The organism is Enterobacter sp. R4-368 (assembly GCF_000410515.1).
GTDB lineage: Bacteria > Pseudomonadota > Gammaproteobacteria > Enterobacterales > Enterobacteriaceae > Kosakonia.
Genome location: NC_021500.1, coordinates 191741 through 218193, shown reverse-complemented (window position 1 = coordinate 218193; position 26453 = coordinate 191741). Strand labels below are relative to the sequence as shown.

General features: G+C 55.4%; 24 protein-coding genes, 3 tRNA genes and 2 other RNA genes. 15 read left to right on the top strand and 14 right to left on the bottom strand.

Translation table 11 applies throughout. The features are described 5' to 3' along the window. Positions 1 to 13 precede the first annotated feature (13 nt). The 7 genes from H650_RS01045 to H650_RS01025 all read left to right on the top strand — a co-directional run bounded on the left by H650_RS01045 (position 14) and on the right by H650_RS01025 (position 2203). On the top strand, positions 14 to 472 hold the full coding sequence (locus H650_RS01045; protein ID WP_071925192.1) for a YchJ family protein: 459 nt from the start codon (positions 14 to 16) through the stop codon (positions 470 to 472). Between the two features lie 48 nt (positions 473 to 520). Then, complete coding sequence (gene purU, locus H650_RS01040) at positions 521 to 1363, top strand: formyltetrahydrofolate deformylase (RefSeq protein WP_016495830.1); 843 nt, start codon at positions 521 to 523, stop codon at positions 1361 to 1363. Positions 1364 to 1536: 173 nt separating this feature from the next. After that, positions 1537 to 1678: non-coding RNA, RtT sRNA (locus H650_RS24285), on the top strand. Between the two features lie 26 nt (positions 1679 to 1704). Then, positions 1705 to 1789: transfer RNA gene (locus H650_RS01035), tRNA-Tyr, on the top strand. Positions 1790 to 1823: 34 nt separating this feature from the next. Next, positions 1824 to 1908 (top strand) — tRNA-Tyr (locus H650_RS01030). Between the two features lie 43 nt (positions 1909 to 1951). After that, positions 1952 to 2084: non-coding RNA, RtT sRNA (locus tag H650_RS24280), on the top strand. A 34-nt stretch (positions 2085 to 2118) separates the two neighbouring features. Next, positions 2119 to 2203, top strand: a tRNA-Tyr gene (locus H650_RS01025). A gap of 153 nt (positions 2204 to 2356) precedes the next feature. Here H650_RS01025 and H650_RS01020 read toward each other — a convergent pair. Next, the gene (locus H650_RS01020; protein WP_044489636.1) at positions 2357 to 2800 is read right to left on the bottom strand and encodes an Lrp/AsnC family transcriptional regulator; all 444 of its coding nucleotides are present in this window, start codon (positions 2798 to 2800) and stop codon (positions 2357 to 2359) included. 110 nt (positions 2801 to 2910) lie between these two features. Here H650_RS01020 and H650_RS01015 point away from each other — a divergent pair, with 110 nt between their 5' ends. Next, entirely contained in the window at positions 2911 to 3798 is an 888-nt protein-coding gene (locus H650_RS01015) for a DMT family transporter (RefSeq protein ID WP_016495828.1), read from the top strand. A 31-nt stretch (positions 3799 to 3829) separates the two neighbouring features. On the opposite strand, the gene narI is transcribed toward H650_RS01015, so the two are convergent. The 5 genes from narI to H650_RS00990 all read right to left on the bottom strand — a co-directional run bounded on the left by narI (position 3830) and on the right by H650_RS00990 (position 12277). Further along, entirely contained in the window at positions 3830 to 4507 is a 678-nt protein-coding gene (gene narI, locus H650_RS01010) for a respiratory nitrate reductase subunit gamma (protein ID WP_016495827.1), read from the bottom strand. Next, positions 4507 to 5217 (bottom strand): nitrate reductase molybdenum cofactor assembly chaperone, encoded by a 711-nt coding sequence (narJ, locus tag H650_RS01005; RefSeq protein ID WP_016495826.1) that lies wholly within the window; start codon positions 5215 to 5217, stop codon positions 4507 to 4509. The genes narI and narJ overlap by 1 nt, the downstream gene beginning before the upstream one ends. Next, on the bottom strand, positions 5214 to 6749 hold the full coding sequence (gene narH / locus H650_RS01000; RefSeq protein ID WP_016495825.1) for a nitrate reductase subunit beta: 1536 nt from the start codon (positions 6747 to 6749) through the stop codon (positions 5214 to 5216). The genes narJ and narH overlap by 4 nt, the downstream gene beginning before the upstream one ends. Further along, on the bottom strand, positions 6746 to 10489 hold the full coding sequence (locus tag H650_RS00995) for a nitrate reductase subunit alpha (protein ID WP_016495824.1): 3744 nt from the start codon (positions 10487 to 10489) through the stop codon (positions 6746 to 6748). The genes narH and H650_RS00995 overlap by 4 nt, the downstream gene beginning before the upstream one ends. A 396-nt stretch (positions 10490 to 10885) precedes the next feature. Beyond that, a complete protein-coding gene (locus H650_RS00990) occupies positions 10886 to 12277 on the bottom strand; it encodes a NarK family nitrate/nitrite MFS transporter (protein ID WP_016495823.1) in 1392 nt (463 codons plus the stop codon). A gap of 308 nt (positions 12278 to 12585) precedes the next feature. On the opposite strand from H650_RS00990, the gene narX reads away from it, so the two are divergent. Together narX and narL are read left to right on the top strand one after the other, a co-directional pair. Continuing rightward, positions 12586 to 14388 (top strand): nitrate/nitrite two-component system sensor histidine kinase NarX, encoded by a 1803-nt coding sequence (gene narX / locus H650_RS00985; protein WP_016495821.1) that lies wholly within the window; start codon positions 12586 to 12588, stop codon positions 14386 to 14388. Further along, the gene (gene narL, locus H650_RS00980) at positions 14381 to 15031 is read left to right on the top strand and encodes a two-component system response regulator NarL (RefSeq protein WP_016495820.1); all 651 of its coding nucleotides are present in this window, start codon (positions 14381 to 14383) and stop codon (positions 15029 to 15031) included. The genes narX and narL overlap by 8 nt, the downstream gene beginning before the upstream one ends. Before the next feature lie 4 nt (positions 15032 to 15035). Here narL and H650_RS00975 read toward each other — a convergent pair whose 3' ends face one another. Further along, on the bottom strand, positions 15036 to 16406 hold the full coding sequence (locus tag H650_RS00975) for a YchO/YchP family invasin (protein ID WP_016495819.1): 1371 nt from the start codon (positions 16404 to 16406) through the stop codon (positions 15036 to 15038). A gap of 145 nt (positions 16407 to 16551) precedes the next feature. Between H650_RS00975 and H650_RS00970 the strand changes: the two genes are divergently transcribed. From H650_RS00970 to H650_RS00955, 4 genes are all read left to right on the top strand, one after another. Further along, positions 16552 to 17100 carry a YbhB/YbcL family Raf kinase inhibitor-like protein gene (locus tag H650_RS00970; RefSeq protein WP_016495818.1) on the top strand — a complete coding sequence of 183 codons (549 nt, stop codon included), beginning with the start codon at positions 16552 to 16554 and terminating at the stop codon, positions 17098 to 17100. A 78-nt stretch (positions 17101 to 17178) separates the two neighbouring features. Continuing rightward, positions 17179 to 17532 carry a DsrE/DsrF/TusD sulfur relay family protein gene (locus H650_RS00965; protein ID WP_016495817.1) on the top strand — a complete coding sequence of 118 codons (354 nt, stop codon included), beginning with the start codon at positions 17179 to 17181 and terminating at the stop codon, positions 17530 to 17532. Between the two features lie 107 nt (positions 17533 to 17639). Next, a complete protein-coding gene (locus tag H650_RS00960) occupies positions 17640 to 19424 on the top strand; it encodes a methyl-accepting chemotaxis protein (RefSeq protein ID WP_016495816.1) in 1785 nt (594 codons plus the stop codon). A 215-nt stretch (positions 19425 to 19639) separates the two neighbouring features. Beyond that, complete coding sequence (locus H650_RS00955) at positions 19640 to 19885, top strand: DUF1883 domain-containing protein (protein WP_016495815.1); 246 nt, start codon at positions 19640 to 19642, stop codon at positions 19883 to 19885. Positions 19886 to 19894: 9 nt separating this feature from the next. Here the strand turns inward: H650_RS00955 and H650_RS00950 are convergent, their stop codons facing one another. After that, positions 19895 to 20593: a gamma-glutamylcyclotransferase gene (locus tag H650_RS00950; protein ID WP_016495814.1), complete on the bottom strand. Its 699-nt coding sequence runs from the start codon at positions 20591 to 20593 to the stop codon at positions 19895 to 19897. A gap of 171 nt (positions 20594 to 20764) precedes the next feature. Beyond that, positions 20765 to 20995, bottom strand: coding sequence for a putative cation transport regulator ChaB (gene chaB, locus H650_RS00945; RefSeq protein WP_016495813.1), 231 nt, complete (start codon positions 20993 to 20995; stop codon positions 20765 to 20767). Positions 20996 to 21269: 274 nt separating this feature from the next. Here chaB and chaA point away from each other — a divergent pair, with 274 nt between their 5' ends. After that, positions 21270 to 22370: a sodium-potassium/proton antiporter ChaA gene (gene chaA, locus H650_RS00940; RefSeq protein ID WP_016495812.1), complete on the top strand. Its 1101-nt coding sequence runs from the start codon at positions 21270 to 21272 to the stop codon at positions 22368 to 22370. A 43-nt stretch (positions 22371 to 22413) separates the two neighbouring features. Here the strand turns inward: chaA and kdsA are convergent, their stop codons facing one another. The 5 genes from kdsA to prfA are packed head-to-tail and all read right to left on the bottom strand — an operon-like array spanning position 22414 to position 26435. Beyond that, complete coding sequence (kdsA, locus tag H650_RS00935; RefSeq protein WP_016495811.1) at positions 22414 to 23265, bottom strand: 3-deoxy-8-phosphooctulonate synthase; 852 nt, start codon at positions 23263 to 23265, stop codon at positions 22414 to 22416. Positions 23266 to 23301: 36 nt separating this feature from the next. Then, positions 23302 to 24111, bottom strand: coding sequence for an invasion regulator SirB1 (gene sirB1 / locus H650_RS00930; RefSeq protein ID WP_016495810.1), 810 nt, complete (start codon positions 24109 to 24111; stop codon positions 23302 to 23304). A 3-nt stretch (positions 24112 to 24114) separates the two neighbouring features. Then, a complete protein-coding gene (gene sirB2 / locus H650_RS00925; protein WP_016495809.1) occupies positions 24115 to 24507 on the bottom strand; it encodes an invasion regulator SirB2 in 393 nt (130 codons plus the stop codon). Positions 24508 to 24513: 6 nt separating this feature from the next. Then, positions 24514 to 25353: a peptide chain release factor N(5)-glutamine methyltransferase gene (gene prmC, locus H650_RS00920; RefSeq protein WP_016495808.1), complete on the bottom strand. Its 840-nt coding sequence runs from the start codon at positions 25351 to 25353 to the stop codon at positions 24514 to 24516. After that, a complete protein-coding gene (prfA, locus tag H650_RS00915) occupies positions 25353 to 26435 on the bottom strand; it encodes a peptide chain release factor 1 (RefSeq protein ID WP_016495807.1) in 1083 nt (360 codons plus the stop codon). Before prfA ends, prmC begins: the two co-directional genes overlap by 1 nt. Between the last annotated feature and the right edge of the window lie 18 nt (positions 26436 to 26453).

The following is a 26453-nucleotide window of genomic DNA, read 5'->3' as shown; positions in this document are numbered from 1 at the left end:
CTGGAATGCTATTTTGTCACAATCTTGCCCTTGCGGTAGCGCTCTGGAGTATAGCCTATGTTGCCAGCCTTATCTGTCTGGTGCGCAGCTTGCGCCGGATCCGTCACGCCTGATGCGATCGCGCTATACGGCTTTTGTGTTACATCAGTCAGAGTACCTGGTAAAAACCTGGCACCCATCTTGTGGCGCGGAGGCGTTCCGCCAGCAAATTGAAGCGGGCTTCGCGGCGACCACATGGCGCGGGCTGACGGTATTTGAGCATGCTTACGGCGAAAATGATAATGAAGGCTTCGTCAGCTTCGTGGCGCGGTTTAATGAGCATGGCAAAGACGGCGCAATTATCGAGCGTTCCCGATTCTTAAAGGAGAACGGCCAGTGGTACTATATCGACGGAACGCGGCCGCAATTTGGCCGTAACGATCCCTGCCCTTGTGGGTCAGGTAAAAAATTCAAAAAGTGCTGCGGGCAATAGGCCAGCCAGCACCTTATAGCAAACACCATCAACAGGATTTACCCGGCAATGCATTCAACACAACGTAAAATTTTGCGCACCATTTGCCCCGATCAGAAAGGCCTCATCGCGCGAATCACCAATATTTGTTACAAGCACGAACTGAACATTGTGCAGAATAATGAATTTGTCGATCACCGCACCGGTCGTTTCTTTATGCGTACCGAGCTCGAAGGTATTTTTAACGACGCCACATTGCTTGCGGATCTCGATAGTGCGCTCCCGGAAGGTTCGGTACGCGAGCTGAATCCTGCCGGTCGTCGCCGCGTTGTCATTCTGGTCACCAAAGAGGCGCACTGCCTTGGCGATCTGCTGATGAAAGCAAATTACGGTGGCCTGGATGTCGATATTGCCGCCGTGATTGGCAACCATGAAACGCTGCGTTCTCTGGTTGAACGGTTTGATATCCCGTTTGAACTGGTTAGTCATGAAGGCCTGACGCGTGAAGCTCATGACCAGCAGATGGCGCAGGCCATTGAAGCGCACCAGCCGGATTACGTGGTACTGGCGAAATATATGCGCGTATTAACGCCAGAATTCGTGTCCCGCTTCCCGAATAAAATCATCAATATTCACCACTCGTTCCTGCCCGCTTTCATTGGCGCCCGCCCCTATCATCAGGCTTACGAGCGCGGCGTGAAGATAATCGGTGCCACTGCGCACTATGTGAATGACAATCTGGATGAAGGCCCAATCATTATGCAGGACGTGATTCATGTGGATCACACCTATACCGCCGAAGATATGATGCGCGCGGGCCGCGATGTCGAGAAGAACGTATTGAGCCGCGCGCTGTATCAGGTGTTAGCGCAACGCGTGTTCGTTTACGGCAATCGCACGATTATTCTTTAACCATTAATAAAATGTGTTGTTCGGCTTTGCAGCGTTACGGGCAAAAAGCAGACAACTGATTCATTTTTCTCGTTTCAACGCTTTACAGCGGCGCGTCATTTGATATGATGCGCCGCGCTTCCCGAGATGGAAGCAGGCCAGTAAGAAATAGCTTTACTCCGTGGTGGGGTTCCCGAGCGAGCATAAGGTAGCTGACTGCAAATCTGCCGTCATCGACTTCGAAGGTTCGACTCGAGTGCCAGCGAGAGAACGTTGCCAGAGGCAACGACCCGAAGGGTGAGGAGCGTTAGCTCCGAATAATCCTTCCCTTTCGCAACATCACAACACTGTAGTAGCCCCGTGGTGGGGTTCCCGAGCGGCCAAAGGGAGCAGACTGTAAATCTGCCGTCATCGACTTCGAAGGTTCGAATCCTTCCCCCACCACCATCTACATCCTGCATCGACAATTTGATTTTCCCCTGGTGGGGTTCCCGAGCGGCCAAAGGGAGCAGACTGTAAATCTGCCGTCATCGACTTCGAAGGTTCGAATCCTTCCCCCACCACCATCCTTAAATGAACTTCTAGTTTTACCATTTACTCCGATTCCTCAGATTCTCCGTTCGGGGAAGGACGAGAACCTTCGATTAAGGTTCGACCCGAGCGAAGGCGAGAGAACGTTGCCGCAGGCAACGGCCCGAAGGGCGAGGAGCGCAAGCGACAAGTCATCCTTCCCCCACCACCATCTACATCCTGCATCGACAATTTGATTTTCCCCTGGTGGGGTTCCCGAGCGGCCAAAGGGAGCAGACTGTAAATCTGCCGTCATCGACTTCGAAGGTTCGAATCCTTCCCCCACCACCATCCTTAAATAAATATCCAGTTTTACTATTTACTCCGATTCCTCAGATTCTCCGTTCGGGGAAGGACGAGAACCTTCGATTAAGGTTCGACCCGAGCGAAGGCGAGAGAACGTTGCCGCACCGGGAAACCTGACGCGCGTCTGGCAGCCGGGCCTTACAGCGGCGGTAACCGCCGTTTAACCGGCGAGCTTTTCACTATCGACGTATTACACTGCGCATATTCGGCAATGCCATCCAGTAACGTATCCAGTTGCTCAATCGAGCGCACCACCAGCCGCATAACAAAACAGTCTTCCCCCGTCACTTTGTCGCATTCGATGCACTCCGGCAGCGCCTGGAGCATTTTATCCACCTTCTGCAACATGCCTGGCATCGGCCGAACACGCACCAGCGCCTGCAAGCGGTAATCCAGCGCGGCCAGGTTTACGCGCGCGCCGTAGCCTTCAATTACCCCGCGCTCTTCCAGCCGTTTCACGCGCTCTGCCGTGCTGGGCGACGTCAGCCCCACTCTCGCACTTAACACCTTCAGTGACTGGCGGGCATCCTCGGCCAGAGAGGCCAGAATCGCTCTGTCGATATCGTCAATAAGGTAATCCATCATCTTCACCTAATTTTTAAAGGAATTGGCCGTCATATACCTTACAACAACCATATAAAGCTGGCCGCCGTTTTTTCACAATATGCCAACAACCTTCAGGAGATGAAAAAATGAAAACTATCCCTAATGGCAGCTGGCAGATGAGTCTGGCGATGCTGATTTCCGGGTCGATTGGCGCATTTGTGCTGCTTAGCGGTCTGTCGGTGATTGATGTTGTGTTCTGGCGCTGCCTGATTGGCGCAGGCGCGCTATTTCTTTTTATCCGCTTTGGCCGCCAGCCGTTCGCGCGCCTTGCGTTCCCGGTGTTACTGCTGGCGATAGCGGGCGGTATCGCGCTGGTGATTAACTGGCTGCTGCTGTTCGCCGCTTACAGCCGCATTTCAATGGGGCTGGCAACCGTGGTCTACAACACCCAGCCTTTTATGTTAGTGCTGATGAGTATGTTGCTCGGCGAGCGCGTTACGCTTACGAAGTGGGGATGGCTGCTGCTGGCGTTTTCCGGCGTTGTCCTCTTGTTACTCAGTGAATTGCATCACCCGAACACCCAGTGGCTTCTCGGCATTGCCATGGCGCTGGGTGCTGCCTTTTTCTATGCCGTCACCGCGTTAATCGCCCGCCATCTGAAGCAACTTCCGCCACAGCATATCGCCCTGATTCAGGTATTAACCGGCACGGTGATGTTATTACCGCTGGTGCATCTGCCTGCGGCCGGCGGGACATTCCCGTGGGGTATTTTGTTAACGCTCGGCATTGTACATACCGGCGTGATGTACCAGTTGTTGTATAGCGCGATACAAAAGCTACCCACCCCGCTGATTGGCTCGCTGTCGTTTATCTATCCGCTGGTAGCGATTGTGGTGGATAACGCGCTGTTCGGGCATACATTAAGCGCGGTGCAAATGGCGGGTGGCGTGTTAATTCTGCTGGCTGCCGCAGGCAATAACCTTGGCTGGGGTGAGCGGAAAAGCGCGCCCGCGACAATGCCAACGCGACAGTAAAAAAAGCCCCGCGTTGCGGGGCTTTTTCTGATTAGCGACGGGCGCGAACAATCTGGTATTTGCGTGTCAGGTACTCTACCGGCGCGCTCCAGATATGCACCAGGCGGGAGAACGGAAACAGCACAAACAGCGTCATGCCCAGCACCAGGTGCACGCGGTAAATAAACGCCACACCCTCAAGATACGCGGAAGCGCCAACATGGAAGGTCACAACCGACTGTGCCCAGCCAACCAGCTTCATCATTTCGCTGCCATCCATATGCCGGGCAGAGAACGGAATGGTCAGCAGACCCAGCGCACACTGCACCATCAACAGCGACATGATCAGGATATCCGCCGTGGTTGAGGTCGCACGAATACGCGGGTTGAATAAACGGCGTTTCAGCAGCAGCAAACCACCCACCAGGCACAACACGCCGCTGGCACCACCGCCAATCATCGCCATCTTCTGTTTCACTTCAATCGGCAGGAAGGATTCATACATCCAGTGCGGTGTTAACATACCGAGGAAGTGACCGGCAAAGATCCCCAGAATACCGATATGGAACAGGTTCGACGCCAGCGTCATCCCTTTACGATCCAGCATCTGGCTGGAGCCCGCCCGCCAGCTGTACTGACCATAGTCGTAGCGCAGCCAACTGCCGAGCAGAAAAACGGCGCCGGCAATATACGGATAGATGTCAAAGAAGAACATATTAAGGAAGTGCATTAGCGCTCTCCTCCTGTTGTGATATTCAGATATTGCGGCGCAACGGCAACGGCAAAACGACGCTGATGCGCAGTGATGTCGGCATCACCGCAGCCCTGTTCGGCGAAGAATTTCACCTGCTCTTCTTCCCACACAGCATCCAGCGCCTGCGGCGTATCATCGCGGGCTTCACCGGCAATTTTTTCCGCGACCTGCGCGCTATCCACCTGCGTATTCGCCAGCGATAACAGCGCGTCGAACAGCGTTGCATAATGGCTTTCGCGCTGCGCTAAACGCGCTTTTAACAGCGCGAGGATCGGCGCGATATCCTGCAAACCACCGATAGCCTCAGACCGGGGCAGCTGTGCCAGATATTCCAGATAGAGCGGCAGATGGTCCGGCAATTCACGGCTATCCAGTTGCAGGCCGTGGCGCTCATACTGCGCCAGCAGATCGACCATCGCCTGCCCGCGATCGCGGGATTCACCGTGGACGTGTTCGAACAGCAGCAGCGAGGTTGCGCGGCCACGATCGAACAATTCGCTGTAGTTCGCCTGTGCATCCAGCAGATCCTGAGACGTCAGATCCCGCAGGAAGACGCCAACCCTCTGGGCGTCGGCTTTTGTCAGGTTTTCACCCGACGCCAGCGCATCGAAAACTTCCTGCTGATGCTGCCATAAGGCAGCATCCGGGTACTCGAGCAAACGGGAAATAACCACCAGTTCAATCATGGGTGCGGCTCCGTTTTCACTGTGACATCCACCGCGTCAATACGACGGCTGTTGAACAGGTTGAATTTGGTATCCGAACCGTGGCAACCATCGCCGAAACTAAAGCCGCAACCGTTTTTCTCCGGGAAGGCTTCACGCGCCAGCTCACGGTGGCTCGACGGCACCACGAAACGATCTTCATAGTTAGCAATCGCGAGGTAACGGTACATCTCCTGCGCCTGGGCGGTTGTCAGGCCAACTTCTTCCAGCGCGCGGGTATCTTCAATGCCATCCACGGTTTCCGCACGTTTGAAATGGCGCATTGCCAGCATCCGTTTCAGCGCGAGAAGAACCGGACCGGTGTCGCCAGCGGTCAGCAGGTTTGCCAGGTACTGCACCGGAATGCGCAGGCTTTCCACATCCGGCAAAATGCCGTTGCTGCCCAGTTCGCCCGCATCAGCAGCAGACTGGATCGGTGACAAAGGCGGCACGTACCAGACCATCGGCAACGTGCGGTATTCCGGATGCAGCGGCAGCGCCAGTTTCCAGTCCATCGCCATTTTGTAAACCGGCGATTTCTGCGCCGCGTCAATCACGCTCTGCGGCACGCCATCTTCCAGCGCCTGAGCAATCACCGCCGGGTCGTTTGGATCGAGGAAGACATCCAGTTGACGCTGGTAGAGATCTTTTTCACTCTCCGTGCTGGCGGCATTTTCAATCGCGTCGGCGTCGTACAGCAGAACGCCGAGGTAACGAATACGGCCCACACAGGTTTCCGCGCAGACTGTCGGCATGCCCGCTTCAATGCGCGGGTAGCAGAAAATGCACTTCTCGGATTTGCCACTCTTCCAGTTGAAGTAGATTTTTTTGTACGGGCAGCCGGTCACACACATGCGCCAGCCGCGGCATTTATCCTGATCGATCAGCACAATGCCATCTTCTTCACGCTTATAGATAGCACCGCTCGGGCAGGTCGCGACACAGGCCGGGTTCAGGCAGTGTTCGCACAGGCGCGGCAGATACATCATGAAGGTGTTTTCAAACTGGCCGTACATCGCCTTCTGCATGTTCTCGAAGTTCTGATCGCGGCTCAGCTTGTCGAACTCACCGCCCAAATCATCTTCCCAGTTCGGGCCTGCGGAGATTTTGTCCATCCGCTGACCGGTTATTACCGAACGCGGGCGGGCAATCGGCTGATGTTTGCCTTCCGGCGCGTTATGCAGGCGCTGGTAGTCAAAATCAAACGGCTCGTAGTAATCATCAATTTCCGGCATGTGCGGGTTAGCGAAAATTTTACCCAGCAACATCGGACGGTTACCCATACGCGGTTGCAGTTTGCCGTTGATTTTGCGGATCCAACCGCCCTTCCATTTTTCCTGGTTTTCCCAGTCGGTCGGGAAACCAGTGCCCGGTTTGGTTTCCACGTTGTTGAACCACGCGTACTCCATCCCTTCCCGGCTGGTCCAGACGTTTTTGCAGGTCACTGAACAGGTATGACAGCCGATGCACTTATCGAGATTCAGCACCATGCCGACTTGTGAACGAATTTTCATTTTGCGCTCTCCTGTACCTGATCATTGCCTTCGCCATCCAACCAGTTAATGTTCTTCATCTTACGCACCACCACGAACTCATCGCGGTTTGAACCGACCGTGCCGTAGTAGTTAAAGCCATAAGCCAGCTGGGCGTAGCCGCCGATCATATGGGTCGGTTTCGGAGTAATACGGGTAACGGAGTTGTGGATACCGCCGCGTTGCCCGGTAATTTCTGACCCCGGCAGGTTCACAATACGTTCCTGCGCGTGGTACATCATGGTCATACCGGCCGGCACACGCTGGCTGACAACCGCACGGGCCGTCAACGCACCGTTGGCGTTAAAGACTTCGATCCAGTCGTTATCCTCAATGCCGATCTCTTTGGCATCTTTATCGCTCATCCACACCACCGGACCACCGCGCCCCAGCGTCAGCATCAGCAGGTTGTCGCTGTAGGTGGAGTGGATGCCCCATTTCTGGTGCGGCGTCAGGAAGTTCAGCGCTTTTTCCGGGTTACCGTTGGATTTCGTCCCCATCACTTCTTTCACCGAATGGGTATCAATCGGCGGACGATAAACCAGCAGGCTTTCGCCGAAGTCACGCATCCACTGATGATCCTGATACAACTGCTGGCGACCGGAGAGCGTGCGCCACGGAATCAGCTCATGGACGTTGGTGTAACCGGCGTTGTAGGAAACGTGCTCATCTTCAAGGCCAGACCAGGTGGGGCTGGAGATGATTTTGCGCGGCTGCGCCTGAATATCGCGGAAGCGAATTTTCTCTTCCTCTTTATTCGTGGCCAGATGCGTATGGTCGCGGCCGGTAAATTCACTCAGCGCCGCCCAGGCTTTCACCGCCACATGACCGTTGGTTTCCGGTGCCAGCGTGAGGATCATCTCTGCGGCATCAATGGCGGTATTGAGCATCGGCTGCCCTTTCGCCGGGCCGTCCGCTTTGGTGTAGTTCAGCTTACGCAGCAGATCCATTTCGCTTTGGGTATTCCAGGCGATGCCTTTACCACCGTTGCCGATTTTTTCCATCAGCGGGCCGATGGAGGTAAAGCGCTCGTAGGTTGCCGGATAGTCGCGTTCCACCGGAATAATGTGCGGCGCGGTTTTGCCCGGGATCAGGTCACACTCGCCCTTCTTCCAGTCTTTCACACCCAGCGGCTGCGCCAGTTCAGCGGCGGAGTCATGCTGAATTGGCAGCGTCACGACATCGGTCTCTTTGCCTAAATGCCCAACGCACAACGCGGAGAAGGATTTGGCGATACCTTTATAGATTTCCCAGTCGCTTTTCGATTCCCATGCCGGGTCAACAGCGGCAGAAAGCGGATGAATAAACGGATGCATATCCGAGGTATTCATGTCGTCTTTTTCGTACCAGGTAGCGGTTGGCAGCACAATATCCGAGTAGAGACAGGTGCTGGACAGGCGGAAGTCGAGAGTCACCACCAGATCCAGTTTGCCGTCGAGACCGTTGTCATGCCATTCCACTTCTTCCGGTTTCACACCGCCCTGTTTGCCGAGATCTTTGCCCTGAATACCGTGTTCGGTGCCCAGCAAGTACTTGAGCATAAATTCGTGGCCCTTACCGGAAGAACCCAGCAGGTTGGAACGCCAGATAAACAGGTTACGCGGGTGGTTTTTGCCGTTTTCCGGCTGTTCCGCTGCGAAACGCAGCGAACCGTCTTTCAGCGATTTAACGGTGTAATCGACCGCGCTCATGCCCGCTTTTTCCGCTTCAGCGGCGATACGCAGCGGGTTGGTGCCAAGTTGCGGCGCGGACGGCAGCCAGCCCATACGTTCAGCGCGCACGTTAAAGTCAATCAGATGGCCGGTATAGCGTGATTTATCCGCTAACGGCGACAGGAATTCCTGCGCAGTTACTGTTTCGTAACGCCACTGGCTGGAGTGGTTATAGAAGTAGGAGGTGCTGTTCATGTGACGCGCCGGACGCTGCCAGTCGAGGGCAAATGCCAGCGGCTGCCAGCCGGTTTGTGGACGCAGTTTTTCCTGGCCAACATAATGCGCCCAGCCGCCGCCGCTCTGTCCCACGCAACCGCAGAAGACCAGCATGTTGATGATCCCACGGTAGTTCATATCGAGGTGATACCAGTGGTTCATCCCGGCACCGATGATAACCATTGAGCGGCCATGTGTTTTATCGGCGTTATCGGCAAATTCACGGGCGATGCGGATAATTTGCGCCTGTGAAACCCCGGTGACTTTCTCAGCCCAGGCCGGTGTGTAAGCTTTGACTTCGTCATAACGGGTTGCGCAGTTTTCATCACCCAGACCGCGATCAAGGCCGTAGTTCGCCATGGTCAGGTCGTAAACCGTGGTCACCAGCGCAGTGGAACCGTCAGCTAATTGCAGGCGTTTAACCGGCAGTTTGTGCATCAGGATATTATCAAGTTCAACGCCAGCGAAATGCTCGGTGTTGTCGCCACCGAAGTACGGGAAGCCGACCTGCGCGATATCGTCGTGTTTGCCCAGCAGGCTGAGATTCAGCTCAACATCCGCACCGCTGTTGCCGTCGCGCTGCTCAAGGTTCCACTTACCTTTTTCACCCCAGCGGAAACCGATGGAGCCATTCGGCGCGGTCAGGTTGCCTTCGCTATCGAGGGCAACGGTTTTCCACTCCGGATTATTTTCCTGGCCCAGCGCATCCACCAGATCGGCGGCGCGCAGCATGCGGCCTGCCGCATAGTAACCGTCGCGCTCTTCGAGCATCACCAGCATCGGCATGTCGGTATAACGGCGAACATAATCGGTGAAGTACTGGCTCGGTTTATCGAGGTGGAATTCACGCAGCATAACGTGGCCCATCGCCAGCGCCATTGCCGCATCGGTGCCCTGCTTCGGCGCCAGCCACAAATCACACAGTTTGGCAATTTCGGCGTAGTCCGGCGTTACCGCAACGGTTTTGGTGCCTTTGTAACGTACTTCGGTAAAGAAGTGCGCGTCCGGCGTACGGGTCTGCGGAACGTTAGAGCCCCAGGCGATGATGTAGCTGGAGTTGTACCAGTCGGCGGATTCCGGCACGTCGGTCTGCTCGCCCCAGGTTTGCGGAGAGGCTGGCGGTAAGTCGCAATACCAGTCGTAGAAACTCAGGCAGGTGCCGCCCAACAGGGAGAGATAACGCGCGCCAGAAGCGTAAGAGACCATCGACATCGCCGGGATCGGCGAGAAGCCTGCGACACGGTCCGGGCCGTACGTTTTCACGGTATAAACGTTCGAAGCAGCAATCAGTTCATTCACTTCCTGCCAGGAGGAGCGCACAAAACCGCCGCGACCACGCGCCTGTTTAAAGCTCTTCGCTTTTTCCGCATCTTCGATGATGGAAGCCCAGGCATTAACCGGATCGCTGTGCTGCGCTTTCGCTTCACGCCACAGTTTGATCAGGCGTTTACGCATCAAGGGGTATTTCAGGCGGTTCGCACTGTAGAGGTACCAGGAGTAGCTGGCGCCACGCGGGCAGCCACGCGGTTCGTGGTTCGGCATATCCGGACGGGTGCGCGGGTAGTCTGTCTGCTGGGTTTCCCAGGTGACCAGACCGTTCTTCACGAAGATCTGCCAGCTGCACGAGCCCGTGCAGTTTACACCATGGGTAGAACGCACGATTTTGTCGTGCTGCCAGCGGTTACGGTATCCATCCTCCCAGTCCCGGTTGGTGTTTAAGAGCTGGCCGTGCCCATCGGCAAAGGTTTCGCCTTTCTGTTTGAAGTAGCGAAACCGGTCCAGGAATTTACTCATCGGGGGTTCTCCTGTTGGAGCCTGTCAGGCTCTCTTGGTAAATCGACATTGCTGCAATTGCGGCGAAGGTAACCCCCACAAAGACAAAGAGAATTGATGATGATCAAGCTGCCAAAGCTTCGTTTCTGCGCCAGAAACACGGAGTACCCACAAAGAGTTAGGGATTTTTATTTTTTAATTCATTGATAAATAATGGATTTATATAAACTCGCAGCGGTACAAGCAGATAATTCCGCGTTCCGGGGTATTAAGGGGTAGATGAACCTGCAAAGTGATGCCCGTCACAGAGGTTTCCGCAGCACGCCGCTGAGAAAATTGCAAAGTATGTTGTAACTAATGGCGACATAAAAAAAGCGCGGCTTTCACCGCGCAAGGATAATCAACATTTACTGAGTGCTATTGTTTTTTACGCCCGTATATCGCCCAGGTGATCACCACACAGGCGATATAGAACACAAGGAACACTTTCATCGCGCCTGCCGGTGAGCCGGTTAACGCCAGTGAAGTGCCGAATGCTTTAGGAATAAAGAAACCGCCAATCGCGCCAATTGCCGAGATAAAACCCAGCGCCGCGGCTGTCTCGGTGGCGGCTTCACGCATGGCTTCACTTTCCGTGCCACCGCTTTGTTGCACGCGTTCCATGGTTTTTTTCCGGAAAATCACCGAAATCATCTGGAATGTCGAACCACTGCCCAGCCCGGCGGTCAGGAACAGTACGAGGAAGACACAGAAGAATGCGGTGAAATTGCCCCCGGTGCCGCCGGATGGCAGCGTCAGGAACAGCAAGGCGCTGAAAATCGCCATCAGCACAAAGTTCACCAGCGTTACGCGAGTCCCGCCGAGACGGTCAGAAATCGCGCCGCCTGCGGAGCGAGCCAGCGCGCCCACCAGCGGGCCGAAGAAGGCGAAATGCAGGATCTGCACTTCCGGGAACTGAGTTTTCGACAGCATTGCAAAACCGGCAGAAAAGCCGATAAATGAGCCGAACGTTGCCAGATAGAGGAAGCTCATAATCCACAAGTGCGAACGTTTGAGCACCGGAAGTTGCGCGCTAAGCGAGGCTTTAGAGGTCGCCAGCTCATTCATACCGAACCAGGCTGCCAGGGTAAACACCGCCAGTAACGGTACCCATATCCAGGCGGCGTTTTCGAGGTATAACAACGAACCATCAGGTTGTGCAACACCGGTACCGCCAAAGGCGGCAAAAATGGAGAAAGAGACCGCCAGCGGTGCGATCAACTGCATCACGCTCACACCGAGGTTGCCAAAGCCACCGTTAATACCGAGCGCGCCGCCCTGCTTCTGTTTTGGAAAAAAGAAGCTGATATTCGCCATGCTGGAAGCAAAGTTCGCGCCGGCGAAACCACACAGCAGCGAGATAATGATAAACGTGCTAAACGGCGTGCTCAGATCCTGCACGGCAAAACCGAGCCACACACATGGAATGATTAAGATCCCGGTGCTGAACGCTGTCCAGCGACGACCGCCGAACACCGGCACCATGAAGGAGTACGGGACACGTAGCAGTGCACCGGAAACGGATGGCAACGCTGTCAGCATAAAGAGCTGGTCAGTGGTAAACTGAAAACCTACTTTCGGGAGATTGACGGCGACTGCGCTAAAAAGCATCCAGACGCAGAAAGCCAGAAGAAGACAAGGCACGGAGATCCACAAGTTGCGGCTCGCAATCTTATTGCCCTGCTGTTGCCAGAATGCCGGATCTTCAGGACGCCAGTCGGTAATAACCCGCGCTGACGAACTTTTTTCCGGGATGGTTGAGTGCTGCATATACACCTCTGCTGTTCGGTTTGATGCCTGCCACCTTAGTTTTTATAGCGGTAGTTAAGTTGATATAAATCAAAGGAAAAGCAGCCCATTTCGCGGGTGAAAAATCGCCATGCTCATTTATGAGTACCTTTTACCGGCAAAAAAGGTGTGGTTTTTCACGGTTCTGACCTTCCCTACTCAGATTGTTCCCACTCTTGTCGGCTCGCTGGCAATAAAGGGGTAATCCTTTAGAGGTATGGGTATACCCCAGGCGATGGCAGACAATAGCGCCATCCGCACCGCACGCGGCCGAGGAGCCTTAATCACCTATGCTAAAACGCCTTTTTTCACCGATCTCGCTGGTTAACCAACTGGCGTTGTTGATGCTGCTGTCGACCGCCATCGGCGTGACGGGCATGGCGATCTCCGGCTGGCTGGTACAAGGCGTTCAGGGCAGCGCACATGCGATCAACAAAGCCGGTTCACTGCGTATGCAGAGCTACCGTCTGTTGTCCGCCATTCCGCTGCATGAAGACGAGCAATATTTGCTCGACGAAATGGAGTACACCGCATTCAGCCCGGAACTGGCGCAGGCGGCACAGCGCGACGGCCAGCAAGCGCAGCTCGCGGCATTGCAAAACTACTGGCGCAGCGAAGTCGTACCGGCGATAAAACAGGCGCAACAACCATCGCAAGCGGCGGAAATTATTGCGATTTTCGTTGGGCGAATCGACCGGCTGGTTACCTCGTTTGACCGCAGCACCGAACACCGTATTGAACAAGTGGTGGTGATGCACCGGCTCATGGCGATAGTGATGGGTCTGTTATTGCTGTTTGCCGTGGTCTGGCTGCGGGCGCGTCTACTCCGTCCGTGGCAGCAATTACTGAGCATGGCGCGTGCGGTCAGCCAGCGTGATTTTACCCAGCGCGCACGCATCAGCGGGCGCAACGAGATGGCGACGCTTGGCGAGGCGTTAAATAACATGTCGGCCGAGCTGGGCGAGAGCTACGCGATACTGGAACGCCGGGTGCAGGAGAAAACCGCCGGGCTTGAGCAAAAGAACCAGATCCTGTCGTTTTTATGGCAGGCTAACCACCGGCTGCATTCGCGTATCCCGATGTGCGAGCGCCTGTCGCCGGTGTTGAACGGTTTGCAGAATTTAACCCTGCTGCATGATATTGAGCTGCGGGTGTACGATCTGGAAGATGAAGAAAATCATCAGGATTTTACCTGCCAGTCGGATGCGAGCTGCGATGACAAAGGCTGCCATTTATGTCCGCGCAACGGTATTCTCACCGAATCCAGCGGGTTTGGCACCACGCTGAAATGGCGACTGGCGGATGCGCATATGCAATATGGTTTGCTGCTGGCAACGCTGCCGCCGGGCCGCCATTTAAGCCATGACCAGCAGCAACTGGTCGACACGCTGGTGGAACAACTCACCGCGACGCTGGCACTCGATCGCCATCAGGACAGGCAGCAGCAGTTGATGGTCATGGAAGAGCGCGCCACCATCGCCCGCGAATTACACGACTCTATCGCGCAGTCCCTCTCCTGCATGAAGATGCAGGTGAGTTGCCTGCAAATGCAGGGCGACGCGCTGCCGGAAAACAGCCAGCAGTTGCTGGGGCAGATCCGCAACGAGCTGAACACCTCATGGGCGCAGCTGCGCGAGTTGCTGACCACGTTTCGTTTACAATTAACCGAACCAGGGCTGCGCCCGGCGCTGGAGTCCAGTTGCCAGGAGTACAGCGGTCGTTTCGGTTTCCAGGTACGTCTTGATTACCAGCTCCCGCCGCGGCTGGTCCCGGCGCATCAGGCGATTCACCTGTTACAGATAGCCCGCGAGGCGTTGAGCAATGCATTAAAACACTCCGGCGCAACCGCGGTCAGCGTCGCAGTGCAACAGCAGGAAAACCGGGTAATATTGCGCATCACCGACAATGGTTGCGGCATCCCGGTCAATGCTGAAAGGACGAACCATTATGGATTGATAATTATGCGTGACCGCGCGCAAAGCCTGCGCGGCGATTGCCAGGTTCGCCCCGGAGCATCCGGCGGCACCGAGGTCGTCGTGACGTTTATTCCAGAGACGTTTCTCTCATCCATGCAAGGAGATACCCATGAGTAATCAGGATCCGGCCACCATCCTCCTGATCGACGACCATCCAATGCTGCGAACCGGCGTGAAGCAGTTAATCAGCATGGCTCCCGACATCACCGTGGTCGGCGAAGCCAGCAACGGGGAACAAGGCATTGAACTGGCGGAATCGCTGGACCCGGATTTGATTTTGCTGGATCTCAACATGCCAGGCATGAACGGACTGGAAACGCTGGATAAGCTGCGGGAAAAAACCCTGTCGGGCCGCGTTGTTGTCTTTAGCGTCTCCAACCATGAAGAAGACGTGGTGACCGCGTTAAAACGCGGCGCAGATGGCTACCTGCTGAAAGATATGGAGCCGGAAGATCTGCTGAAAGCGCTGCAACAAGCCGCGGCGGGCGAAATGGTGCTCAGCGAAGCGCTCACCCCGGTGCTGGCCGCCAGCCTGCGCGCCAACCGCGCCACCACTGACCGGGATATCACCCAGCTTACGCCACGCGAACGCGATATTCTCAAGCTGATTGCCCAGGGGCTGCCGAACAAAATGATTGCCCGCCGCCTGGACATCACCGAAAGCACGGTTAAAGTTCACGTCAAACACATGCTGAAGAAAATGAAACTGAAATCCCGCGTTGAAGCCGCCGTTTGGGTGCATCAGGAACGTATTTTCTGACAGGTTACGGGTCTGGTAGCGTCCAGCCCGTATTACTGTTTTCCGCTGGCGGGATCACCGGCTCCGTCAGCTTCAGTTCGATAGTGTTCGATTCAACGCGCTGCCCTTTATCGTCTTCCACCAGTGCCGACAACGTCCAGCGGTTGGTGGCACCTTCTGCGCTATCCCAGCGCGGCATAATCAGTGTCCAGCCATCGCTGCTGCGCCCATTGGCTGGCGGCGTGAGGCTTAACGCCTGCGTATCGCCCTGCCAGGTTATCGAACGTACACCGTGCGTGCTGTTAATTTGCAGTTTCAGCGCCACCGTCTCACCCGGCTGTAAATCCCACGGCGGCGTGGCGAGAAATACCGATAACGTTTTACGCTGGCGATATTCGAAAACCGGGGCATTGTTGCGCGTCGGGCTGTCATAGCGGCTACCCCGTAGCGAACGGCTCTCTGCCACCTCGCTGGCAGAGAGCTGCTTCCACAGAGGTACACCAAAGCGATAATTCACTTTCAGCCCTAAATCGTTCTGACTAACCCCACTCTCCCCCTGCCGGTGTTCGGCGGTCAGCGTCACCAGCGGGACCGGCGTGTAATTCACCCCCAGCTTCACCGCCACCGGGTTGTGATAGCCGGTACCGGTGTCAAACAGATCAACGCTGTTGCCAAAATATTGCTCGACGCTGACGCTGGTATTGAGCTGCTGATAAAACGGCAATCGCGCCTGCGCCGTAACATCGTAGCCCCGCGCCATACGCTGTTGCAGCGTGGCGGTCTGGTACTCCCAGCTGTTTACCGGCTGGTAGTAGTTTGCTGAAAAGCGTAAGTACTCGCCCCAGGCCTCAGCGCCCAGCCCGGCGCGACCAAGATTGTCATCAAGCAGATTATCGTAAAAGGTGTTGTAGCCGAGCAGCCAGTCGCCGGCGATCCAGCGCTGACCGACGCCAACATTTCCCACCAGCCCGGCATCCTGCTGCGTCAGTCCAAGCTGGCTCCAGCTGAGATAGCGATTATTATCCTGCAATGGCACAAACCAGTCGCCGTGGCTGCCGGTGAACCCGCCTTCATTATCCACTTTGAAATCCACGCTGGCGCTGCCCCACGGCGAAAGCCAGGACTCCACTTGCTGATTCACTTCATCACTGACGACATCGCGCAGTTGTCCGAAAGCAAACTGCCGCGCCTGCTCGCCGGTGGTCAGGCCGTTATCATTCATACTGGCTTCGCCGAACGCTTTCGCCATCTCGGCGAAATGCTTTTCCTGCGCGCCATTTTCCGCGGCCATGCCAAGATCCGGCAAACCATCGCCGTCATTATCAAAGGGGTTTTCTGCTTGCTGTACGAAGCTATTCTGCCGGGCACTGGCGACGCCGCTTATTAGTGACAGCATCAGAAGTGTAAGGAGAGGATAATTCATACCGTTAAGTTTAACGGTTTTGCCAGGGCTTTACAGCCGCAGACAAAATACCAGGAAAAACCTTATCCCTGCGCTTCGCTGCAGCTACAGTTAATGCACCCCTTACCGGAGAGCTGACATGAACACTAAGCATAAAATTTTGTGTAGTGCGATCCTGTTTTATGCCGCGCAGGCCGGCGCCAGCGAGCTGTTTACCCTGCAATCTTCCGCATTTGCCGATAACGCCTTAATGGAGAAAAAATTCGCCGGTAACGCCAGCAATAACCCGAACTGTACCGGCGAAAATTATTCCCCGTCGCTGGTGTGGAACAACCCACCTGCCAATACGCAGAGTTACGCGCTGGTGGTACACGATCCCGAAGGCGCGACCGGGCTGGGCGTAACGCACCTGGTGGCTTATAACATCGCCCCGTCCAGCACGGGCTTTGCGCAAAACGATCTGCGTGATGGCAAAGGCTATACGGGCGGCAAGAACACACCGGGGAATCTGCGCTGGCATGGCCCGTGCCCGCCTCCGGGCAGCGGCGCGCATCATTACACCTTTACCCTGATCGCCACGTCGCTTAAACCAACGCTGCCCGAAGGGCTGACGCGCGAAGAGTTATTTGCAAAACTGAAAGGTCACACGCTTGCCGCCACCGGGCTTATCGGTCGCTTTGGTCAGTAATTGTTGTGACTGCCTTTCGCCTGTCGCTGCGGCGCAGTAGCATAAACGCCACGAACCCTGTTTATCGAAGGAGTGAAGATGCAAAAGATCGTGATTATCGCCAATGGCGCGGCGTACGGCAGTGAGTCGCTTTTCAATAGCTTACGGCTGGCCATCGCGCTGCGTGAGCAGAGTAGCGACACTGAACTGCGGCTGTTTTTGATGTCCGACGCAGTAACCGCCGGGTTGCGCGGACAAAAACCCGCTGAGGGCTACAACATCCAGCAGATGCTGGAAATTCTGACGGCGCAAAATGTACCGGTGAAACTGTGTAAAACCTGCACCGACGGGCGCGGCATCACCGCGTTGCCGCTGATTGACGGTGTGGAGATCGGCACGCTGGTGGAGCTGGCGCAGTGGACGCTGGCGGCCGACAAAGTATTAACGTTTTAATATTGCGGCGAGTTTAATATTTTTTTCTTATGGGTGGCGTTACGTCATCAAGTTTGCCTGCTGTGTTGCCGATAGCCCTTTAAGACAACACAGCAGGTACTATAACTATGTTCAGATCGATTAAGTCCCGTATTATTACAGCAACGGCGGGGTGTCTCGCCGGCGCTTTGCTGCTTAACACCATCATTAACTATCAGGTAACCAGCCAGCACAGCCAACAAACCCAGCAGGATATTCTCTCCAGCACCAGCGCCAGTCACAGTATTGCGATTGCCGACTGGGTCGCCAGCAAAATGAACATGATTGCCTCTTTGCAAAGCGTGGCGTTAACAGACGATCCCGTGCCGGTTTTCACGCAGATCGCACGCGCCGGTGGGTTTATCAACGTTTATGTCGGTTACGCCACGAAAACGGCGAAATTCTCCGATCCGGGCGGCGTCCCGGCGGATTACGACCCGACAATCCGTCCGTGGTATCAGCAAGTGGTAAAAGCCGACGCGCCTGTCGTCACTGCGCCTTATGTTGACGCCAGCACCGGTGCGCTGGTGGTAACCTTCGCGGTACCGGTCAAAGAGAACGGTACGTTGAAAGCCGTGGTCGCAGGCGACGTCTCGATGGATAGCGTGGTGGCTAACGTGCGCGGTATCAGCCCAACACCGAACAGCACCGGCATGTTGCTGGCAAGCGATGGTTCTGTAATTGCCGCCGCCAACGACAAACTGACCATGAAGCCCTTCAGCGAAGTGATTGGCGGGGTCAGCTTCGAACAGTTACGGGCAGGAAAACGGGTGGAAGGTGTGTATGCCGGCGAAGATAAAGCACTGCTGGCAAGCCCGGTCAAAGGCACCAACTGGCTGCTGGCGGTGGCGCTTGACAGCGCTGATTCTACCGCCGGGTTGCGCGCGCAACTGAAAGCCTCTGCGCTGTCGCTGATTGTGCTGGTGCTGATTGCCGGTACATTGATGCACTGGATTGTCGCCACCCTGCTTAAACGCCTCTTGACGGTGCGCGATGCCATGAACGCGATCAGCAGCGGCACCAACGATCTCTCGCAGCGCTTACCGGTGGATGGTCATGACGAGGTGTCACAAATAGCGCATGCCTTTAACGCCTTCAGCGACAAGCTTTCCGTAGTGATGATTAAACTGCGCGATTCCAGCAATTCGGTACAAGTGGCCGCGCAACAGATTGCCGCCGGCAACCAGGATCTTTCCGGGCGAACCGAACAAGCGGCCTCCAGCCTGCGCGAAACGGCCAGTGCGGTCGAGCAAATCACCGCATCGGTGGCGCAGTCTACCGACGCCGCAGCACAGGCCAACGATCAGGCGCATGTGGCTTCGCAAGCGGCGTCGCGCGGCGGTCAGGTAGTAACGCAAGCAATCAATACGATGCAGTCGATTGAAGTGGCTTCGGCAAAAATCGGCGATATCACCAGCGTGATTGACGGCATTGCTTTCCAGACCAATATCCTGGCGCTCAACGCCTCGGTTGAAGCTGCCCGTGCGGGTGAACAGGGTCGCGGTTTCGCGGTGGTCGCCGGTGAGGTGCGCAATCTGGCAAGCCGCAGTGCACAAGCGGCGAAAGAGATCAAAACGCTGATCGACTCCACCACCGAAAGCGTGGCGACCGGTTCACGCTTTGTCCGCCTCGCGGGCGACAGCATGACGGACATTGTCGCCAGCATCGACAGTGTGTCGGTGATCATGCGTGAAATCTCCGTCGCCACCAGCGAGCAGATGAAAGGCATTCAGGAAATTAACCATGCGGTGCTAGATCTTGACCGTATGGTGCAGCAAAACGCGGAACTGGTGGTTGAATCGACCGCCGCCGCAGGCGCGCTGCGCTCGCAGGCGACGGAGCTTGCTGAAACTGCCGGTCATTTCCGCATTTAATTTTTTATCGGCGCGTTTTAACCACGGTTTTACGCGCCGTCTTCTTCCCCTGCCGAATAATGTAATTTTTGTTTAATCGTTACGTCATTATTTGATCAAAATCAGCATTCGAACCCCCTCCGTTTGGTGTTATGCACTGAGTGAATTGTGAACAAAGTCACGCACGGGGATCCTTCCCGCACGGATCGCGTTGTTAAAAAACTACGGGGTTAAAAATGGCGGTGGTAAAAGCAAGTCTGAAATTGTTTGGTGGGGATACAGTAGTTGTTCGTTGTTCCGAAAGTTGTCACATTCATTTGATGAGCGAGAAGAGCCGAACGCCGAACGCTCAAACGGACATTCTGAGTGTGCAGAATCGCGCAAGTGCCTATCTGGCTGTGCCATACAGCGGCGTCTGGAGTGTGCTGATCGACAGCCACAGCCAGTCGCTGGAGCACTCGATCAGCTACGTCGCCGCTTAACGGTTACGGTTAGCAGGCAAAACCAGGCTGCATCTCCGGGCCTGGTTTTTCTCCCTCCAGCAGCAAACGCACTTTCCCTACCAGATCGTTCAGGCAATCATCCTGCATACCGAGCTTCATCAGCTCCTGTTCCAGTGAAAAAAGATATTGCGCATTCGTACCGAGCGGGCCGCTGGCGGCGGCAATCAACGGGGCGATGGTCTGTGCACGCGTATCGGATTCATACAGCGGGTGGCGCGGATCCATAATAAACACCAGCGCATTTACCGTGCGGCCATCATCAAGCGCCAGTTTGCACCAGCTTGGCATGTAACAGCCGGTGATCATTTCGCGTTTCCACAGCAGCGTCAGCTCATCATGCAGGGTGTCGTCGGATAAACGGTACGCCACGCCCGTGGTACGTCCGCCCTCTTTAAGCGCCAGCATGCGTCCAGGCTGGCAAGCGGTGCCGCGACCAGCGGTTAAGCGCAGACAAAACGCACGGTGCCACCCCGTCAGCGTACCGGTGCAGGATTCGTCAAACTCCAGCGCCGGGTTCCACATCAGCGAACCATAACCAAAAATCCACACCGGGCCATCGTCCGGCCGACATGCCAGCGTCGCCGCAAGCGATGCCGCGCGCTGTTCCGCCGACCAAAGTAACGACTCGTCAATATCGCCGAATGCCGTTTTGCAATCTGCTGTTCGCAAAAAATCACGCGTTAACATCTTCTACCTCCGCCACTGCCTGCTTCCGTGCGACTGCTCAACTGCTGCCTTCCCGGCATATGCTGCTTTAAGCGCAGCTTACTACGACCTTATGCAATTCACAGGCCGCTGGCAATAGCGTCAATCCATCGAATAGAGCTATAAATGGCGAAAAGTAATTATTTCAGCGCGTTACTTCTTTTTATGCCATTTGTCATCGTCACCTTTCTGGTAATCGTTTTTTACTGCCGCCCAGGCAACGCGGTGCGCCGTCTCCTCGCGGCTGGCATCCCCTTTGCGATCGTCTTTGTCCTTATATTGCTCCCAGGCGCTGTTAAACGCCTCTTTATAAATTTCCTGCGCATGCGCCGGCAGGACATGTTGCACGCTCTCTGGCAGATCGGACTTCGCTTTATACGGCATTTCACGCTCCTTTGGGCTTAAAGAAGTAAGCCTGGACGACAAATAGCGGGCACGCCAGAAAAAGTAACAGATTGCCAGATAACCACACCCATATCACTGTAATATAAATAAAAATTAAATGAGAGCGTGCATTTTATTTAGTTGATAACAAAACGAAGCGCTGAGGGTAAAACTACGTAAAAAAGCCCAGCAAAACAGTGATTTTTGTTATTTTATGACCCGTTCTTTTTCTATCTATAATTCGCAAACACCTGCACTGTGATGGAGCATCATAATGACAACAACGCACGAGGCGGTGAAAACCCGCCACAAGGAGACATCCCTTATTTTCCCGGTGCTGGCGCTGGCAGTGCTGCTTTTCTGGGGAGGTTCGCAGTCACTACCAGCGGTTATCGGCATTAATTTGTTAGCACTGGTTGGTATCTTATCCAGCGCGTTTAGCGTGGTACGCCATGCCGACGTGCTTGCCCACCGGCTTGGCGAGCCCTATGGTTCACTGATCCTCAGCCTGTCGGTGGTTATCCTCGAAGTCAGCCTGATTTCCGCATTGATGGCCACCGGCGACGCCGCGCCAACGCTTATGCGTGACACGCTCTATTCCATCATCATGATTGTCACTGGCGGTCTGGTGGGCTTTTCGCTGCTGCTGGGCGGACGTAAGTTCGCCACGCAATATATGAATCTGTTTGGCATTAAACAGTATCTGATAGCGCTGTTTCCGCTGGCGATTATCGTGCTGGTGTTTCCGATGGCACTGCCGCAGGCCAATTTTACAATTGGTCAGTCGCTGCTGGTGGCGTTGATCTCAGCGGCCATGTACGGCGTATTTTTGCTTATCCAGACCAAAACGCACCAGAGCTTGTTCGTCTATGAACATGAAGACGAAGGCGATGATGACGATCCGCACCACGGCAAACCTTCCGCGCACGGAAATCTGTGGCACACGCTGTGGCTGATTATCCATCTGGTTGCGGTCATTGCCGTGACGAAAATGAATGCGACGCCGCTGGAAGCGCTGCTGACAGAAATGAATGCTCCGGTGGCATTTACCGGTTTCCTGGTGGCGCTGTTGATCCTCTCTCCGGAGGGTTTAGGGGCGTTAAAAGCGGTGCTGAATAATCAGGTACAGCGCGCAATGAACCTGTTCTTTGGCTCGGTACTGGCAACGATTTCCCTCACCGTCCCGGTTGTGACGCTGATTGCGTGGCTAACCGGTAATGACCTGGTGTTCGGCCTGGGCGCGCCGGAAATGATTGTCATGGTCGCCTCGCTGCTGCTGTGCCAAATCTCGTTCTCTACCGGGCGAACCAACGTGCTTAATGGCGCGGCGCACCTGGCGCTGTTCGCAGCCTATCTGATGACAATATTTGCCTGACAGGCAGAAACAAAAAACCCCGCACTCGCGGGGTTTTTTATGCTTACTCGGTATCGAGTTCGTCGAAGCTTTTCACCAGATCGTCAATCGCTTTGATCTGTTTTAAGAACGGCTCCAGTTTATCCAGCGGCAGTGCGGACGGGCCGTCGCATTTTGCGTTATCCGGATCCGGGTGCGCTTCAATAAACAGCCCTGCCAGACCGGTTGCCATCCCGGCACGCGCCAGTTCAGTAACCTGAGCACGACGACCGCCAGACGCCGCGCCGAACGGGTCGCGGCACTGCAACGCGTGGGTGACATCGAAAATCACCGGCGAGTTGTTGGAGACTTTCTTCATCACGCCGAAGCCCAGCATGTCGACCACCAGGTTGTCATAGCCGAAGTTCGCGCCGCGATCGCAGAGGATCACTTTATCGTTGCCGCCTTCGTGGAATTTATCCACGATATTGCCCATCTGGCCCGGGCTGACAAACTGCGGTTTTTTGACGTTGATGACCGCGCCCGTTTTCGCCATCGCTTCAACCAGATCGGTCTGACGCGCGAGGAACGCAGGCAACTGGATCACATCCACCACATCAGCCACCGGCTGCGCCTGCGACGCTTCGTGCACGTCGGTGATCACTTTCACGCCAAAAGTCTGTTTCAGTTCCTGGAAGATTTTCATCCCCTCTTCCAGACCCGGTCCACGGTAGGACTTGATGGAAGAACGGTTGGCTTTATCAAAAGAGGCTTTGAACACGTACGGGATACCCAGTTTCTGGGTCACGGTGACGTAGTGTTCGCAAATGCGCATTGCCAAATCGCGGGATTCCAGCACGTTCATACCACCAAACAGTACAAACGGCAGGTCGTTCGCGACGTTAATGTCGCCAATGCTGACCACTTTTTGTTTCATAAAATCGCCTTATCGAGTGTGAATCGGAACAAATCTTTAATGCAGGGTAATCTGCTTGTGCGCAATCGAATTGATTTGCGCGCGGATCATTTCACTTATCGGATCCTCAGGACACTGCTCTACAAAGTAGTTCAAATCATTCAGCGCCACATGGTCACAATCCAGCTGCGCATAAATCAGACCGCGATCGCGGATTTCATACGGATCTTCGGGATTGAACTGCAACAGCGCTTCACTGGCGCGCAACGCCAGTTCCATCTGCTGCTCTTCCATCAGCGCCGACTTCAAGGTATCCAGTAATTTGCGGATCACTTCGGCGTTGTCGGCCTCATCGAGATCTTCGTTAAACAGCTCGGCCACCGGGCTGATATTGCCTTTCAGCCACACTTCCAGCGTGTGTTCGTCCAGCGTGTCGCCGTTAAACGGGTTGATCAGCCACATTTCACCATCCAGCCATTCGGCACGCAGGATGAGCTGAGTCGGGAAAATCACCGGCGTCAGGGGAATATCCAGCTGACCGGCGACCCACAGTAAAATCGCGCCCAGCGATACCGCGCTACCCTGACGGTTTTGCAGCACTTTATCCAGCCACAGCGCGTCAGATAAACGGTACACGCCGCGCGTATCTTTAAAACCCCATTCGCCGTAAAACAGCTCAACGAGTTTTTCCAGTTGCCAGTCCTGAGGCTTTGCCTGACCTATCTCCTCACGTGCCAGACTGAGCAACCGCTCCAGTTCGTCTTGCACATATTGCGAAGGAAAGTCATCGCGAATCAGCTCGGAAACAAGGATCATCCCGTCGCATAACGGCGCTTTGTTAAATTCGAAATCAGCTAACGATCTCATGTCTTACCCCAGTATCGGTACTTTTGTGGCGGCGAGTTTAATGATGATGTACAGCACCACCAGCCCCAGCAAGAAAGCGATAAAACCTGTTTGCTGGCTGCGCGGGCGATGTCGCCCCAGCGCAATAAAACCCAAAACGATGTAGATGATAACGCCAAACAGCTTTTCAGTCAGCCATGCGCCTTTAACCGTAAATGGCAAATAGCCTGTCACCCACATCAAACCCGCGCCGCTCAGCAGCAGCACGGTATCCACCGTGTGCGGCACCACCCGCACCCAGCGGGCGTTAATACGCGGATCGCCCGACCAACGCCACCAGTAGCGTAAAACAAACAGGCTAACGGTGAGCGCCACAGAGGTCAAATGCAATGTAATCAGCAGCTTAAAAGCATTCATTGCCCGTTACTCCTGTAAAAGCCATTGCCCCAGCGTCAGGCGTTCGTTATCACCGTAATCCCGGCACGTTGCCACGTGCTGCCAGCCATAATGTTCGAAGATAGCGCGAACATCTGCGCCCTGTTGCCAGCCATGTTCCAGCAGCAGCCAGCCGCCGGGCAACACATGCTGGCGGGCAGCGTCAATGATGGTGTGTAAATCCGCCAGTCCGTTGTTGGCCGCCACCAGCGCACTGAGCGGTTCAAAGCGCACATCGCCCTGCACAAGATGCGGATCATGCTCATCAATGTAAGGCGGATTGCTGACAATCATGGCAAATTGCTGCCCTTCAAGCGCGCTGAACCAGCGGCTTTGCAGGATTTCAATATTGGTGATGTTCAGATGTGCGGCGTTACGTTGTGCCAGCGCCACCGCATCCGGGATCAGATCGACCGCTGTGACATTGCAGTCCGGGCGCTCGCTCGCCAGCGCCAGCGCGATGGCGCCAGTGCCGGTGCCTAAATCGAGAATGCGACACGGTGAGGAAGGAAGGCGCGCCAGCGCCTGCTCTACCAGGCACTCGGTGTCGGGGCGCGGAATAAGGGTTGCAGGCGAGACAAACAGCGGCAGTGACCAGAACTCCCGTACGCCAATCAGATGCGCCACCGGCTCGCCATTCACACGACGAGCCAGTAACATCGTCAGCTGTTGCTGCTGTCCGCCGTCAAGCAAGGTTTCACCAAACGCGAGAATGAACGTTCGCGATTTGCCAGTGACAAAGCCCAATAAGATCTCCGCGTCGCGGCGCGGGCTTTCGCTCGCGGCCAGCTCACTTATCGCCTGGCGCAACCACTGTTGATAATCCATTAGTCCTGCTCGGAGAGCGCCGCCAGCTGGTCGGCCTGGTATTCCTGCACAATTGGTTCGATCAGCATATCCAGCTTGCCTTCCATCACTTCGTCAAGGCGGTACAGCGTGACGTTGATACGGTGATCGGTCACACGGCCCTGCGGGAAGTTATAGGTGCGGTTACGGTCGCTGCGATCGCCACTGCCCAGCAGGTTACGCCGTGTTGAGGCTTCTGCCTGCTGGCGTTTCGCGGCTTCTGCGGCGTGGATGCGCGCGCCGAGCACTGACAAGGCTTTCGCTTTGTTTTTATGCTGCGAGCGTTCATCCTGGCACTCGACCACAATCCCGGTCGGCAGGTGGGTAATACGGATTGCGGAATCGGTGGTGTTAACGTGCTGACCGCCAGCGCCGGAAGAGCGGAAGGTATCAATACGCAGATCGGCCGGGTTGATATCCGGCATTTCGGCTTCCGGCAGCTCCGGCATCACGGCCACGGTGCAGGCAGACGTGTGAATTCGGCCCTGCGATTCCGTCGCCGGAACGCGCTGGACGCGATGTCCGCCGGATTCAAATTTCAGACGACCGTAAACGCCCTCGCCGCTAATTTTGGCGATCACTTCTTTAAAACCGCCGTGCTCACCTTCGTTGGCGCTCATGATCTCGACGCGCCAGCGGCGGGATTCGGCATAACGGCTGTACATACGGAACAAATCGCCGGCAAAAAGCGCAGCTTCGTCGCCCCCGGTTCCGGCGCGAACTTCGACAAACGCGTTACGTTCATCATCAGGATCTTTCGGCAGCAGCAACAGCTGCAATTGCTGCTCAAGTTGCTCGCCTTTTTCTTTCGCGTCACGCAGTTCATCCTGCGCCAGGTCGCGCATTTCCGGGTCGTCGAGCATCATCTGCGCGGTTTCGATATCTTCCTGAACCTGTTGCCAGTCAGTAAAACAGCGCGACACATCGCTCAGTTGTGCGTATTCGCGCGACAGCGCACGGAATTTATCCTGGTCGGCGATGGTTTGCGCGTCACCGAGCAGCGCCTGAACTTCTTCATGGCGTTCATGCAGGGCTTCCAGTTTGGCAACGATAGAAGGCTTCATAGGCGTAAATGCACCTTT